The following is a 13,660-nucleotide window of genomic DNA, read 5'->3' on the forward strand; positions in this document are numbered from 1 at the left end:
TTATATGAACAATAATATTTTATCATATTACTTTAATAAAATGAACATCATTAGTAAATAACCAAAAGATGAAAAAATCATTGGTATTAATATTTTCTTTATCATATTTTCCATTTTAACTTCAAAAAAATCAGAAGTTAAAAGTAAACATAAATGAACAGGAGATAGTAGTACACCAACTACAGAAAAATAATAAGTTGTAATTCCGGCAGCCATTAATGGCAAAACACCAGCTGTTACAAGTGAAACTGTAAGAGGCATAGTTACCGCAAAAGCGGCTTGAGTTATTCCAGTGATCATACCTAATGTTAAGGGAGCTAAAATTATTATCCACCAAGGACTTAATCCCATACTTTGTAGTTCGTTTACAAAAGATTTAGATAATCCGGATAATTCAACAAAATTTTTATAAGAAAAGACTAATAATAATAATATTAAGATTTCCCATTTTATTTTCACTAATCCAGAGAAATTTTTATAATAAATGGCATAAGATATTGAAACAACAAGAACAACTATCCAACCTGGTATACTTAATATGACTCCTATCATAACAGCAATTATTGGAATTAATGATTTTAACAGGTTTTTCCAATTTTCTAATGTACCAGAAAACTTTATCTTTCCAACTTTAAAAAAAATCCATCCTCCAATAAAAGCAAAAACTCCTGTTGGTATATTTATTAAAAGTATTTTTGTAATCTTTATATTTGTTAAAGAACTAAATAAAATTACAGCTGGATATAATATCCAAAAAAACTCCATTAAGTGTCTAAACCAATAATTCATGGATGCTGCAGTTAAATTATCTATGTTTTTTTCTTCTGCTATGTCTTTTACCATTGGAGCAGTAAACATAGCACCGCCAGGCATAGGCAATAATCCCAAAAACATAGGCATAAAAGCTATTGCCTGCTTACTATTGAATATTGAATGTATATTTTCTGCAAATTTATTTGAATTTTCAGAAATTTTCATTGTATCTGATATTAAGTAAATCCCAGTTACTATTATTATTAATTCATAAAAACTTGTACCAGATATAGTTTTTATAAATCCTTCAACAATAAAACTTGGTTTAAAAAAAATAAAAGCGGTCGTTAATAATGCACTAAATACCCCAATATAAACTTTTTTGAAAAACTTAATGGTTATTATAAGCGATAAAAATCCCAACAATATAGACAAAGTAGCCATGTTTTCACCTCTTTAATTAATTAGGAATACTTACTTTATTATATCACGCTAAAATCAAAAAAATTTTTAGAAACACAAAATTAAAAAAAATGATGTATAATATTAATAAGGTGTATGATTTTAAAAATGTGATTAATAAAAAGGGGTGATTTTATGAAAAAAGGCAGTATACTTTTTAAATTAACATTATTAAGTACATTGGGGATTGTCACAGTTGTTATTGCTTTAATAATTCTATCTACTAATTCTTTAAACAAATATGCAAATGCTGTAATAAATTCCACAGATCAAATTTTAACAAATGATATTGAAACCAAAAACAAAAAAGATGCTAATTATTTAAAAAGTTATGGAGAAAGTATAGCGGATTATCTTGGGAAAATATCTGCAGATCCAATTTGGAACTTTAATACAGATCTTTTAAATGGATATGTTGAAAATGTAATTAAACTTCCAAATATTGTATATGCAGTAGTTTATGATGATTCTGGAAGCTTACTCGCAGGTGAAAAAAAAGGATCTAATGTAATATCTTATAAAGCAGATATAATGTATGGAGATAAAAAAATAGGAAAGGTTGAACTTGGATTGGATAAAAATTATTTATTAACTCTCCAAGTTGAAAATAAAAAAACAAAAGAATCATTGTTAAGTAAATTTAATAAAGATTCAAAAGATAACATTTCTAAAGCTATGATATATCAATCAATAGTTGCTTTAATAATAGGTGCAATTATTATTATAATAATAGTTTTATTTATTTTAAAAATAGTAAAACCACTACAAAAAATGAATGTTCTTGTTAAAGAACTATCAAAAGGAAAGGGTGATTTAACAGTAAGATTAAATATAAAAACTAAAGATGAAATAGGTGTATTGGCATCTTCTTTCAATGATTTTATTGAGAGCCTTTCTGAATTAGTAAAGATAAATATAAATTCATCAAAAGAAATACAAAACTCTTCTGAATATCTTGCCAAAACGACATTAGATCAAAGAGAATATATTAAAAATGTTGTTGAAGAGATGAATATAATAAATCAAAATTCTCAAAATATTTCAGCTTCACTTGAAGAATTAAATGCAGGTGTTGCAGATTTTTCAGAAGGTACACAAACGGTTTCTGAGAGTTCAAAAAACTTATCAAATGAAACTCAAAATGTTCAAAAATTTATAAAAAATATTGGAAAAACAGTTGAAAAGACAGTAAAAGTTATGAACAATATAAATAAAGAAATGAACAATACTGTAAATAGTATAAATAATGTAAACAAATATGCGCAAAATATAGAAGATATAGTAAGTACAATTTCATCTATTACAGAGCAAACAAATTTATTAGCATTAAATGCAGCAATAGAAGCAGCAAGAGCTGGAGAAGCAGGAAAAGGATTTGCCGTGGTAGCAGATGAAATAAGAAAACTTGCAGAAGAATCTAAAGAAGCAACAGATAATATAGCTCAAATACTTGACTCTATAAAAAATGGTACTCAAGATGCACAAAAAAAAGTGAATGTAGTATTGAAAGATGTTGGAAATGCTGTTGAAACAACCAATGAAATTAGTGGAGAACAAGAAAAAGTAATTGAATTAGTTTCAAAAATGAGTGATATGGCAAATAGAAATTCTCAAATTTCTCAAGAACAAACTACAGCCTCAAATGAAATGTCTCAAGCAATTGGGACTGCTGCTACAAGTGTTTCTGATATAGTTGAAAAATTGGATAAAATCTCAGAAGATTTAAATGAAATAAATAATGAAATTGAAGTTTTGAATAATTCAAGTGATAAATTAAAAGAAAATGCAAATATTCTTGTTGAACAAATGAATAACTTTAAAGTTTAGTTTTATGAATTTAAAGTAAATAAATAGGGGGATTTAATGAAAACTTTAATAAAAAAAAGAAAAAAATTATGCTGTGAAAATGGTAATTTAAATTTAGAAACAATTGGATATGAAAAGTATCCACATATTATAAGTAATTTAAAAGGAATTAGAAAGAAAAGATTTAATTTTTGGACAGTAAAAAATGATATTTTTTTATTTTCTATTGCAATAGTGGATGTTGATTATACAGGAAAAGGAATATTATTTTTTTATGATAGAGTGAGAAAAGAATACTTTGAAGAAGTAATAGAAGTTCCATTTGCTAAAAATTTTAAGTTATCTGAATTTGTATATGGAAATAGCAGTATGAAAAAAGGAGAGTATCAAATTTCTAATGAATACATTAGAAATAATGCAATATTAAAAGCTGATACTAAGAAATTTAAGGTAGACATAGAAGTTAAATATCCTGAAAACGTTGAGAGTTTAAACTTAATTGTACCTTGGAATAATAAAAAATTTCATTTTACTTCAAAACAAAATTGTTTACCTGCAATGGGAAGAATTAATATTGAAGGTAGAATTTATTCTTTTCATATAAAAAATACACTTGCTTCTTTTGATTATGGAAGAGGAATTTGGCCATACAAAACATTTTGGAATTGGGCATCGTTTTCGGGATTTAAAGATGGAGAAAAGTTTGGAATAAATCTTGGTTATGGTTGGACAAAAGGTAGTGGAGTGAATGAAAATTGTGTGTTTTATGATAATAAAATGTATAAACTCAATGATGAAGTTGAATTTATTTATGATAAATTAGATAAAGAAGTTATAATAAAATCTTCAGAAGTTGATATAGTTTTTAAAACAGAATATATCCGAGAAGAAAAAACAAATGTTGTAGTTTTAAAATCAAATTTAAAACAAGCAATTGGAAGTTTTTCTGGAATAATTAAATTTAAAAATAAAGAGATTGAATTTAAAGATATTTTTGGAATAATTGAAGAACATAAAGCAAGATGGTAAAAAGTATATTTATACTTTTTACCATCTTGCTTTATAAATTTATATCTTTTGATAAAGTTGAATTTGTATTAAACTTTTTCATTTGAAAATAAAATAATATTGAAGTTAATAACGTTGCTAAGAAATCAGATATTGGAAATGATATCCAAACTCCGTTTATTCCAAAAAATATTGGCATTATATAAATTAAGGGTATTAAGAAAATTATTTGTCTTGACATAGCTAAAATTAAAGATGAAAAAGCTTTTCCAATAGCTTGGAACATAGTTGCTCCTATTATTTGAATACCAATTAATGGTAAAAATAATATTATTATTTTTAAAACATTTGATGCTGTTAAAATCAAATTTGTATCTGTTGTAAATACACTTAATAATTGTTTTGGGAAAAGTATCAAAATAAAAAATCCAATTGAAGATAATATAGTTGTTGTAATTATAGAAGCTTTTGTAACATCTTTTACTCTAGAATAATTTTTAGCTCCATAATTAAAACCTGCAATGGGTTGGAATCCTTGAGCTATTCCAAAAAGTGGCATTAAAACAAACATTAAAAGTCTATTTGTTAATCCATACACTGCGACATAAAGAACTCCACCATAAACCATTAAGATATTATTTAAAATAATTGTTAATAAACTACCAGCAGATTGTCTTACGAAAGCAGAAGATCCAATTGCCATTATTTCAGTAATTATACCTGATTTTAATTTAAAATTTTTAAAGTGTAATTTTATAGAGCTTTTTCCACTCAAAAAATAATAAATTAAATAAAGAGCTGTTGTTGCTTGAGATAAAACAGTTGCAATAGCAGCACCTTTTATTCCAAGATGTAGTATAAAAATAAAAATTGGATCTAAAATTATATTTAAACCTGCTGAAATTAGCATAGTATACATAGCAGTTTTTGCATTACCTTCAGCTCTAACTATATTGTTTGAAGCCATAGAAAAAGAAAAGAAAATAGTACCGAATAAAATAATACTTAAATAATCTTTTGCTGCATTTATAGATACAGAATTTGTTCCAAGTAAGGATAACAAAGGATTTATAAAAATTAATCCAAGAATAGAAATAGTTGCACTCATTAAAATAACAAGAGTAAAAATATTTCCCATGGTTTTTTCAGCTTTTTGTGCGTTTTTTTCTCCTAAAGCTCTTGAAATTATAGAAGCTCCACCAATACCTATCATTTGAGCTATTGCCATAACTATCATTTGAACAGGAAATGAAAGTGTAATTCCTGTAATTCCCAGAGTTCCTACGCCTCTTCCAACAAAGATGGTATCTACCAAATTGTATAAGGCCTGAACCATCATACCTATTGTTGCTGGTAAAGATAATTTAATTAATAATTTCCAAATTGATTCACTACCAAGTATTTTACTATTTTTATTCACATATATCACCTTCTTGTATTTTTAATAAATTTTTATCTACTTTTTCTAAAGTAGATAATACTTGTTCAATTTCTTTTTGAGTAATACCAAAAGTTAACTTTTGGTCTAATTCATTTAAGATTTCTTTTATTTTTGGTTTTAAATTTAATCCTTTATCAGTTAAATAAACTCTAAAAATTCTTTTATCTTTTTCGTCACGTTTTTTTTCTACGTACCCATTTTCTATTAATTTTTTTAAAGCCCTTGTTGTATTTGCTTTATCTATATCTAAGAATTTACTTATTTGTTCTTGAGTTAATCCATTTCCTTTTCTGTATAACAACATTAAAAAATGAATTTGACCTTTACTTATACTATATTTTTCTAAATTTTTATTTAAATACATATACATTTTTTTTGAGATATGAGAAATTGTTTTTCCAAATGATTCATTCATTTTTTGGCCTCCAATTATTTTTATGATTTAATTATATAAAAATAATGTTGCGATAGCAACTAAAAAATGTATCTTTTTTGTTGCTATCGCAACTAAAAAAATATGATATAATTTTTTAGAGGTGATTTTTATGAAATACAAAGGATTTATATGGGATTTGGGAGGAACTTTATTTGATACTTATCCTGGAATGGTATTTGCTTTTAAAAAAGCGTTGTTAGATTATAACATTGCCGAAAAAGATATTAATATATTAGAAAAAATAAGGATTTCTAAAAAAACAGGCATTGAATATTTTAAAAAAAAATATAATTTAAAAAATGAATTTATAAAAAATGTAGAATTATACGAAAAAAAAATAAATTTAAAAGATAGACCTCCTTTTCCATACATAATAGAAGTTTTAAAATATATAAATGAAAATGGAGGAAAAAACTTTATTTTTACACATAGAAATAAAGAATCTGTTTTTCAGCTTTTAAATTTTTATGATTTAAAAAAATATTTTTTTGAAATAAAAAGTATAGAAGATGGATTGAAAAGAAAACCTAATAAAGAAGGTTATGAATATTTTAAAAAAAAATATAATTTAAAATGGATTGCAATTGGAGATAGAGAAATTGATATACAAGCAGGAATAAATTGTAAAATAGATACTGTTTATTTTAATATTTTTGGTGAAAAAAATATTTTAGCTAAATATTCAATAAAACATTTTAAAGAGTTTTATAGAATCTTAAATGATTTATGATATACTTATCGTTATTATTTTAACATTTTTGGTGTATAATTATTAATGATTACAGAGAATGGAGGGATATTATGAACAAGGAAATTAGAAAAATAGCACTTTTAACTGGCGGAGGAGACTGTCCGGGGCTCAATGCTGTTATTCGTGCTGTAACCAGAACAGCTATATTAAAACATGGTTATGAAGTCATTGGTTACAAATTTGGATACAGAGGTCTTTATAACAACGATTACATACCAATGACAACGAAAACGGTTTCCGGAATTCTACACAAAGGGGGTACCATTCTTTATAGTTCTAACAAAGATAACTTATTTGATTATCAAGTAGAAGAAAATGGGAAAATGGTAAAAAAAGATGTTTCAGATGTTGCCGTTGAAAACTTAAAAAGAGAAGGCGTTGATGTTTTAGTAATAATGGGTGGTGACGGAACATTAACGAGTGCAAGAGACTTTGCAAGAAAAGGAGTAAATGTTATAGGTATTCCTAAAACTATTGATAATGATTTAGCTGCAACAGATCTTACTTTTGGTTTTCAATCCGCAGTTAATGTAGTTACAGAAGCTTTGGATAGATTACATACAACAGCTGAATCTCATCATAGGGTAATGATACTTGAAGTTATGGGAAGAAATGCAGGATGGATTGCACTTCATTCAGGTCTTGCAGGATCTGCTGATGTTATATTAATACCAGAAATTCCTTATGATTTAGATAGAGTAGTTAATAAAATAAAACAAAGAAGTAATTCAGGTAAACAATTTAGTATAATAGTAGTAGCTGAAGGAGCTAAACCAAAAGGCGGAGAAGTAGTGGTAAATAAAGTTGTAAAAGATAGTCCTGATCCTATAAGACTTGGTGGAATAGGAAATAAACTTGCTGCAGATCTGGAAAAAAGAATTTCTGATCATGAAATAAGATGTACTGTTCTTGGTCATCTTCAAAGAGGTGGAAATACTAGTGCTTTTGATAGAGTTCTTTCAACAAGATATGGTGTTGCAGCAGTTGATTTAATTCATAATAGAGACTTTGGTAAAATGGTTGCCTTACAGGGAAATAAAATAGTTAGTGTTTCGCTTGAAGACGTAATTGGAACTACAAAAACAGTTGATCCTAATGGTGAATTAGTAAGAGTAGCTCAAAGTATAGGTGTTTCATTTGGAGATTAATAAAAAACGGCTTTTAAAGCCGTTTTTTATTATAAAATAGAACAAAATATATTATAATTAAAAAAAACAAAGAATTTTAAATATAAACGCATTTATTTGTTGTTAATTGTAATTAATTGATAATAATTGGTGTTGCTAAAATGGTATATTAAATGATAACATAAAAACGTAATTAGCACTCAAACTTAAAAAGTGCTAAAAATAAAATCAAAATACTTATTAAGGAGGCGGTTTTTAAAATGATGGTAAAACCTCTCGGTAATAGATTACTTATTAAACCAGTTGTAGAAGAAAAGAAAACAGCAGGAGGACTTGTACTTCCAGATTCAGCTACTGAAAAGCCACAAAAAGCAGTTATTGTAGAAGTAGGAACACTTGATGAAGATTGTACTTTAAAAGTTGGCGACAAAGTTATCTTTGCAAAGTACTCAGGAACTGAAATCAAAATTGAAGATGAAGATCACATCATAATAGACGTTGATGATGTGTTGGCAAAAGTAGAAGATTAACGAATCGGAGGTGTAAGAAATGGCAAAAGTTTTAAAGTTTGGTGAAGAAGCAAGAAGATCACTTGAAAATGGTGTTGATACTGTAGCAAATGCAGTTAAAATAACTCTTGGACCAAAAGGAAGAAATGTTGTTTTAGAAAAAAGTTGGGGTTCTCCAACTATAACTAATGATGGTGTTTCAATTGCAAAAGAAATTGAAGTAAAAGATAAATTTGAAAATCTTGGTGCTCAACTTGTTAAAGAAGTTGCTTCAAAAACTAATGATGTAGCTGGTGATGGTACAACAACAGCAACAGTTTTAGCTCAAGCTATGATTAAAGAAGGATTAAAAAATGTAGCTGCTGGTGCAAATCCAATGCTCATGAAAAATGGTATTAATGAAGCTACAAAAGTAGCAGTTGAAGAAGTAAAATCAATGAGTAAAAAATTAAAAGGAAAAGAAGACATAGCTCATGTTGCTTCTATTTCAGCAAATAATAAAGAAATTGGAAATATTATTGCAGAAGCTATGGATAAAGTGGGAGAAGATGGAGTTATAACTGTTGAAGATTCAAAAACAATGGATACTTTTGTTGAATTTACAGAAGGTATGCAATTTGATAGAGGATATATTTCTCCATACTTTGTAACTAACACAGATAAAATGGAAGTTGAATTGAAAGATCCATATATTTTAATAACAGATAAAAAAATAACAAGCGTTAAACCATTAGTACCACTTCTAGAAAAAACAGCACAAGCAGGTAAACCATTATTAATAATTGCTGAAGATATTGAAGGTGAAGCACTTTCAACTTTAGTATTAAATAAATTAAGAGGTACTCTTGAATCAGCAGCAGTAAAAGCTCCTGGATTTGGAGATAGAAGAAAAGCTATGCTTCAAGATATTGCAGCTTTAACTGGAGGAACTGTAATTACAGAAGATTTAGGACTTACTCTTGAAAATACAACTATTGAAGATTTAGGTTCTGCAGAAGTTGTAAGAATTGGAAAAGATGATACAATAATTGTTAGTGGAAAAGGTGATCCAAAAGATATTGAAGAAAGAGTAAAACAAATTAGAGCACAAATTGAAGCAACAACATCTGATTATGAAAAAGAAACACTTCAAGAAAGACTTGCTAAACTTGCAGGTGGTGTAGCTGTTATAAAAGTTGGAGCAGCAACAGAAACTGAATTAAAAGAAAAGAAACATAGAATTGAAGATGCACTTTCAGCAACAAGAGCAGCAGTTGAAGAAGGAATTGTTGCAGGTGGTGGAATTGCATTATTAAGAACTAAAAAAGCAGTTGAAAAAGTTGTGGAAACTCTTGAAGGTGATGAAAAAATAGGTGCTGTTACTGTATTTAAGTCTTTAGATGCTCCTATAAGACAAATTGCTAAAAATGCAGGAGTTGAAGGTGCTATAATTGTAGATAAAGTATTATCTAATGACTCAACTTCCTATGGATACGATGCTTTAAATAATGAATTTGTTGATATGTTTGAAAAAGGTATAATTGATCCAGCTAAAGTTACAAGAAGTACACTTCAAAATGCATCTTCAATAGCTTCTATGTTATTAACAACAGAAGTTTTAGTAGCTGATGAACCAAAAGAAGAAGCTCCAGCACCAGATATGGGTGGAGCAGGAATGGGCGGAATGCCAGGAATGTATTAATAAATAACTCAATGAGTTATTGTGGATTAAAATAAATAAAAAATTAAAAAAAAGAGTAGTGCTTTGCACTACTCTTTTTTGCTAACATTAGCACTTTCAAAAGTTTCCATTTCATTTATCATTTTTATTGCAGCTTCTATTAAACTAAAAGATAAAACTGCTCCAGTACCTTCACCAAGTCGCATGTTTAAATCTAAAATTGGATCTAATTCCATACTTTTTAAAATTACTGAGTGACCTTTTACAAGAGATTTATGACCAGCAAATATGAAATTTTTTATTTTAGGATTTATTTTATAGGCAATCATTGCTGCTGCTGTTGTTGGAAATCCATCTAAAACAACTGGGATTTTATTTTCAGCACATTCAAGTAAAAAGCCAGCCATTTCTCCAAAACAATAACTTCCAACCTTTGATAAAACATCTATACTGTCTTTAAAAGGTTTGTGAAGTTCAATAGCTTTTTCAACGGCTCTTTTCTTGTTGTTTAACTGTTCATTTGTTATTACTGTACCTATATCAATTATATCTTTTAAAGGGATACCAAAAGCACAAGCTATTGCTGTAGCTGTTGTTGTATTTCCAATACCCATATCACCAATAGCAGCAAGCTCAACACCATTTACAATTGAATGTCTAGCAATTTCTCTACCGTATTCTATAGATTTTTTTGCTTCTATTATACTCATTGCTCTTTCTTTTGTAAAATTTTTAGTTCCATATCCTACTTTTTTCTTTATTAAACCTGGATTATCTTTAAAATAAAAATTTACCCCAGCATCAACAACTAAAACATCACTATTTGTATGCCTTGAAAAAACATTTATTGCTGCTCCACCATTTAAAAAGTTTAATACCATTTGAGGTGTTACTTCTTTTGGAGAAGCTGATACATCTTCTTCTACAACTCCATGATCGCCTGCAAAGACATAAACGGCTTTTTTTCTAGGTAATTTTGGTATTCTTCCTTGAATCAATCCCATTTTTAAAGCAATATCTTCTAATTTTCCCAAACTTCCTTGAGGTTTTGTTAAGCTGTCTAACCTTTTTTGAATTTGTTCTTTCATCTTTCTCCCTCCATAAACTAAAGATTTCTCAATCCACTCCTAGAGATTGAGAAGTTACTAAAATTTTGAATAAAGTATCCCGGCTTATACATCATTCTACTATCTATGCCTTCCCTTTCAGTGGCTTTTATAGAGTTCGTCCGTAATTACGGTGGCTGGTCCGCAATGGAATTTCACCATTTTCCAATATTCAAAACTTTAATATTTAATTTTTATATATTTTATTTTACCATAAAAAAAATCTCCTTGTATAGTATTACAAGGAGAGAGTATATTTTATAATTTAAATTTATTTATTTCTTCTTTTAAATTTTTAGTCACTTCATTTAAAATTTCTACTTGTTTCATTAGTGAATTAATAGAATTTGTTTCTGATATTATGTCTTGTTTAGTTCTTTCAATTTGTTTTTCAGAACTTTCAGTTTCAATTTTTATTTTTTTAGAAATTTCTTTAAAAGTTTCTATTATAGCTTTTTGTTCAGATACTTCAATGTTTAAGTTTTCAACAACACTTCCAAGGTTATTTGAATAAATTTTTAATTTATCAAATTCATTTTTAAAGTCATAAACTTTTTTGTTTAATATGTTCATATTCTCATTTGAGTTCATTACTTCGTTTATTACATTTTTAAGATTTTTATTCACTTTATCCATTTCATAATTTATACCAGTTGCCGTTGTAGATGTTTCTTCAGATAAATTTCTTATTTCTTCTGCTACTACTGCAAATCCTTTTCCTGCTTCTCCAGCTCTTGCTGCTTCTATTGCTGCATTTAAAGCTAATAAATTTGTTTGATTGGCAATATCCGTTATTTTTTCTATAAAATCAGAAACTTTATTTACTTCTTTTGAAAAAACTTCAATATTCATTACAGTATCTTTCATAGTTTCAGAAACATTATTTGAAGTTTCTGTTATTGTTTTTACTAAAACTTCACCATTTTCAGCTAATTTTATTGTATTTAATGAAATTTGATGTATATTAGAGTTTGAAGAACTAATATTTTCGGAGCTTTCTGATAATTTTTCCAAACTTTCACTCAAATTATCTATAGTATAATTCATAATATTTTCAATTTCTTTTGTTTGTTTTAGCATGTTTTCAAGGCTTTTTTGTGTATTTTTTAATTCAGACGATTTTTGATCTACATTGTTTGATGATTCAATTAATTTATTAGAATCTTTTATTAAATTTGTTATTAAATTTTTTAAAGATTTTGCAGTATTTTGAAGTTCTTTAGCCATTACTCCAAATTCATCTTTGACTTTAAATATTTTTGTATCATCAAAGTGTAAATCTCCATTAGAAATTTTTGTCAATTTTTCAGTTATACTTTTTACATGATTACCTATATTTTTTCCAAGAAAATATGATATTACTATAGATAGTATAAATATTATTATTAACCACATTATAATGTTTTTAATTATGTTTTGAATGTTTAAATCAATATTTATTTTTACATCTTTTATTGTAGCTTTTGGAATTTCTATATTTGTCTTCAATGGAATGTTTATTTGAGCTGTTGTTGAATTGAATTCTTTTGAAATTTGAATATAAATTCCTCCAAATTCATTTATTTTAGAGTATACAGAACGCATATTTTTATTTAAAATTTTTTCTAAAATATATTTTTTATTTATTTTTTCTTTTGATATATTTAAAATATCAGAAGGCATATTTGAAAAAATTATATTCATGTTTTTTGAATAAATAGCAATATTTGCATTTAATAATTTTGAAACTTCAAGTATTTTTTGATAATTAAATTGATTTAAAATTACGATAAAGCCATTTATTGTACTTTGAGCTATTGGATCAACAATTGGGAAAACACCTAAAAAATAAGGTATTTTTTCTATAGTTAAAGTTTTTATTATGGGATATTTGTTATCTGAAGATAAATAGTCTTTAAAAATATCCGTTAAAAAAGTATTTAAATTTATATTTTTTATTTTATCGTATCCTGGTAAGTAAGATTCAGCTTTTCTTTGAACTTTATAAACTTTATCTTTAATTTTTATATCAAATCTATTTTTTTTAGTTGCAACCTTTGGATTGACTATCCATAATTGAATTCCATTGTATTCAAGGGCATTTATAAATGGAGTTAATATTTTATATCTATCTAATATAGAAATACTTTTTTTTGATGTTTTTTCTTTAATTAATTCATTTGAAGATATTAACCTTCCATTTTTTTCAATATTATTTTTTTGTGAAAAGATATAGTTTGAAAAAACTTTATTTAATGTATCAAGAGAGTTATCAAAAGATTTTTTATAAGAATTTTCGAATTTTAAAGAAATATCTTTTTCTATTTTTTTAGTCTCTGATTTTATATAATTATTATAATCTGAAATTTGTTTTTTTACAGAGTTGCTATAGGTATCAAAAGATTTTTTATAAGTTTCTTTTAAAGAGTTCACTGATTGTTTTATAGTGTTTTCACTTTCTTTTGAATTTTGAATTACAGAAAATGAAAAGTACAAAACAGTTATTATTGCAGGTAAAATAGCCATAGATATTAGCAATACACCTACTTTTTTTCCAAAACTAAAGTATCTTTTTTTATCCCCTTTCAAAACTATCACCCCTTTTTGAAATCGTTTCCAAAA

General features: G+C 26.5%; 11 protein-coding genes and 1 riboswitch. Of the genes, 6 read left to right on the top strand and 5 right to left on the bottom strand.

The window, feature by feature from the left end:
* Window positions 1-27 precede the first annotated feature (27 nt).
* Window positions 28-1,197, bottom strand: coding sequence for a DUF401 family protein (locus tag IGS63_RS04345; protein WP_190615777.1), 1,170 nt, complete (start codon window positions 1,195-1,197; stop codon window positions 28-30).
* Window positions 1,198-1,350: 153 nt separating this feature from the next.
* On the opposite strand from IGS63_RS04345, the gene IGS63_RS04350 reads away from it, so the two are divergent.
* Both IGS63_RS04350 and IGS63_RS04355 read left to right on the top strand, forming a co-directional pair.
* Entirely contained in the window at window positions 1,351-3,042 is a 1,692-nt protein-coding gene (locus IGS63_RS04350; protein WP_190615778.1) for a methyl-accepting chemotaxis protein, read from the top strand.
* A gap of 36 nt (window positions 3,043-3,078) precedes the next feature.
* The gene (locus tag IGS63_RS04355) at window positions 3,079-4,050 is read left to right on the top strand and encodes a DUF2804 domain-containing protein (protein ID WP_190615779.1); all 972 of its coding nucleotides are present in this window, start codon (window positions 3,079-3,081) and stop codon (window positions 4,048-4,050) included.
* Window positions 4,051-4,081: 31 nt separating this feature from the next.
* Here IGS63_RS04355 and IGS63_RS04360 read toward each other — a convergent pair whose 3' ends face one another.
* Window positions 4,082-5,449 (bottom strand): MATE family efflux transporter, encoded by a 1,368-nt coding sequence (locus IGS63_RS04360; RefSeq protein WP_198423084.1) that lies wholly within the window; start codon window positions 5,447-5,449, stop codon window positions 4,082-4,084.
* Window positions 5,442-5,885, bottom strand: a complete 444-nt coding sequence (locus IGS63_RS04365; RefSeq protein WP_190615780.1) for a MarR family winged helix-turn-helix transcriptional regulator — start codon at window positions 5,883-5,885, stop codon at window positions 5,442-5,444. Before IGS63_RS04365 ends, IGS63_RS04360 begins: the two co-directional genes overlap by 8 nt.
* 130 nt (window positions 5,886-6,015) lie before the next feature.
* On the opposite strand from IGS63_RS04365, the gene IGS63_RS04370 reads away from it, so the two are divergent.
* The 4 genes from IGS63_RS04370 (at window position 6,016) to groL (ending at window position 9,974) form a co-directional block, all read left to right on the top strand.
* On the top strand, window positions 6,016-6,636 hold the full coding sequence (locus IGS63_RS04370) for an HAD-IA family hydrolase (RefSeq protein WP_190615781.1): 621 nt from the start codon (window positions 6,016-6,018) through the stop codon (window positions 6,634-6,636).
* 71 nt (window positions 6,637-6,707) lie between these two features.
* Window positions 6,708-7,805, top strand: coding sequence for a 6-phosphofructokinase (locus tag IGS63_RS04375; protein WP_190615782.1), 1,098 nt, complete (start codon window positions 6,708-6,710; stop codon window positions 7,803-7,805).
* Between the two features lie 239 nt (window positions 7,806-8,044).
* Window positions 8,045-8,314 (top strand): co-chaperone GroES, encoded by a 270-nt coding sequence (gene groES / locus IGS63_RS04380; RefSeq protein WP_190615783.1) that lies wholly within the window; start codon window positions 8,045-8,047, stop codon window positions 8,312-8,314.
* A 19-nt stretch (window positions 8,315-8,333) separates the two neighbouring features.
* Complete coding sequence (groL, locus tag IGS63_RS04385) at window positions 8,334-9,974, top strand: chaperonin GroEL (protein ID WP_190615784.1); 1,641 nt, start codon at window positions 8,334-8,336, stop codon at window positions 9,972-9,974.
* A gap of 68 nt (window positions 9,975-10,042) precedes the next feature.
* On the opposite strand, the gene cobT is transcribed toward groL, so the two are convergent.
* Both cobT and IGS63_RS04395 read right to left on the bottom strand, forming a co-directional pair.
* Window positions 10,043-11,041: a nicotinate-nucleotide--dimethylbenzimidazole phosphoribosyltransferase gene (gene cobT / locus IGS63_RS04390; protein ID WP_190615785.1), complete on the bottom strand. Its 999-nt coding sequence runs from the start codon at window positions 11,039-11,041 to the stop codon at window positions 10,043-10,045.
* A 51-nt stretch (window positions 11,042-11,092) separates the two neighbouring features.
* Window positions 11,093-11,250: riboswitch (cobalamin riboswitch) on the bottom strand.
* Window positions 11,251-11,317: 67 nt separating this feature from the next.
* Window positions 11,318-13,627: a methyl-accepting chemotaxis protein gene (locus tag IGS63_RS04395; protein ID WP_190615786.1), complete on the bottom strand. Its 2,310-nt coding sequence runs from the start codon at window positions 13,625-13,627 to the stop codon at window positions 11,318-11,320.
* Between the last annotated feature and the right edge of the window lie 33 nt (window positions 13,628-13,660).

It is taken from the genome of Tepiditoga spiralis (genome assembly GCF_014701195.1).
GTDB classification, from domain to species: Bacteria; Thermotogota; Thermotogae; order Petrotogales; family Petrotogaceae; genus Tepiditoga; species Tepiditoga spiralis.

Bases quoted from the DNA above. Each gene is read 5' to 3' on its own strand.
- IGS63_RS04345 (WP_190615777.1), bottom strand. From the start codon at position 1,197: ATGGCTACTTTGTCTATATTGTTGGGATTTTTATCGCTTATAATAACC.
- IGS63_RS04350 (WP_190615778.1), top strand. From the start codon at position 1,351: ATGAAAAAAGGCAGTATACTTTTTAAATTAACATTATTAAGTACATTG.
- IGS63_RS04355 (WP_190615779.1), top strand. From the start codon at position 3,079: ATGAAAACTTTAATAAAAAAAAGAAAAAAATTATGCTGTGAAAATGGT.
- IGS63_RS04365 (WP_190615780.1), bottom strand. From the start codon at position 5,885: ATGAATGAATCATTTGGAAAAACAATTTCTCATATCTCAAAAAAAATG.
- IGS63_RS04370 (WP_190615781.1), top strand. From the start codon at position 6,016: ATGAAATACAAAGGATTTATATGGGATTTGGGAGGAACTTTATTTGAT.
- IGS63_RS04375 (WP_190615782.1), top strand. From the start codon at position 6,708: ATGAACAAGGAAATTAGAAAAATAGCACTTTTAACTGGCGGAGGAGAC.
- groES (WP_190615783.1), top strand. From the start codon at position 8,045: ATGATGGTAAAACCTCTCGGTAATAGATTACTTATTAAACCAGTTGTA.
- groL (WP_190615784.1), top strand. From the start codon at position 8,334: ATGGCAAAAGTTTTAAAGTTTGGTGAAGAAGCAAGAAGATCACTTGAA.
- cobT (WP_190615785.1), bottom strand. From the start codon at position 11,041: ATGAAAGAACAAATTCAAAAAAGGTTAGACAGCTTAACAAAACCTCAA.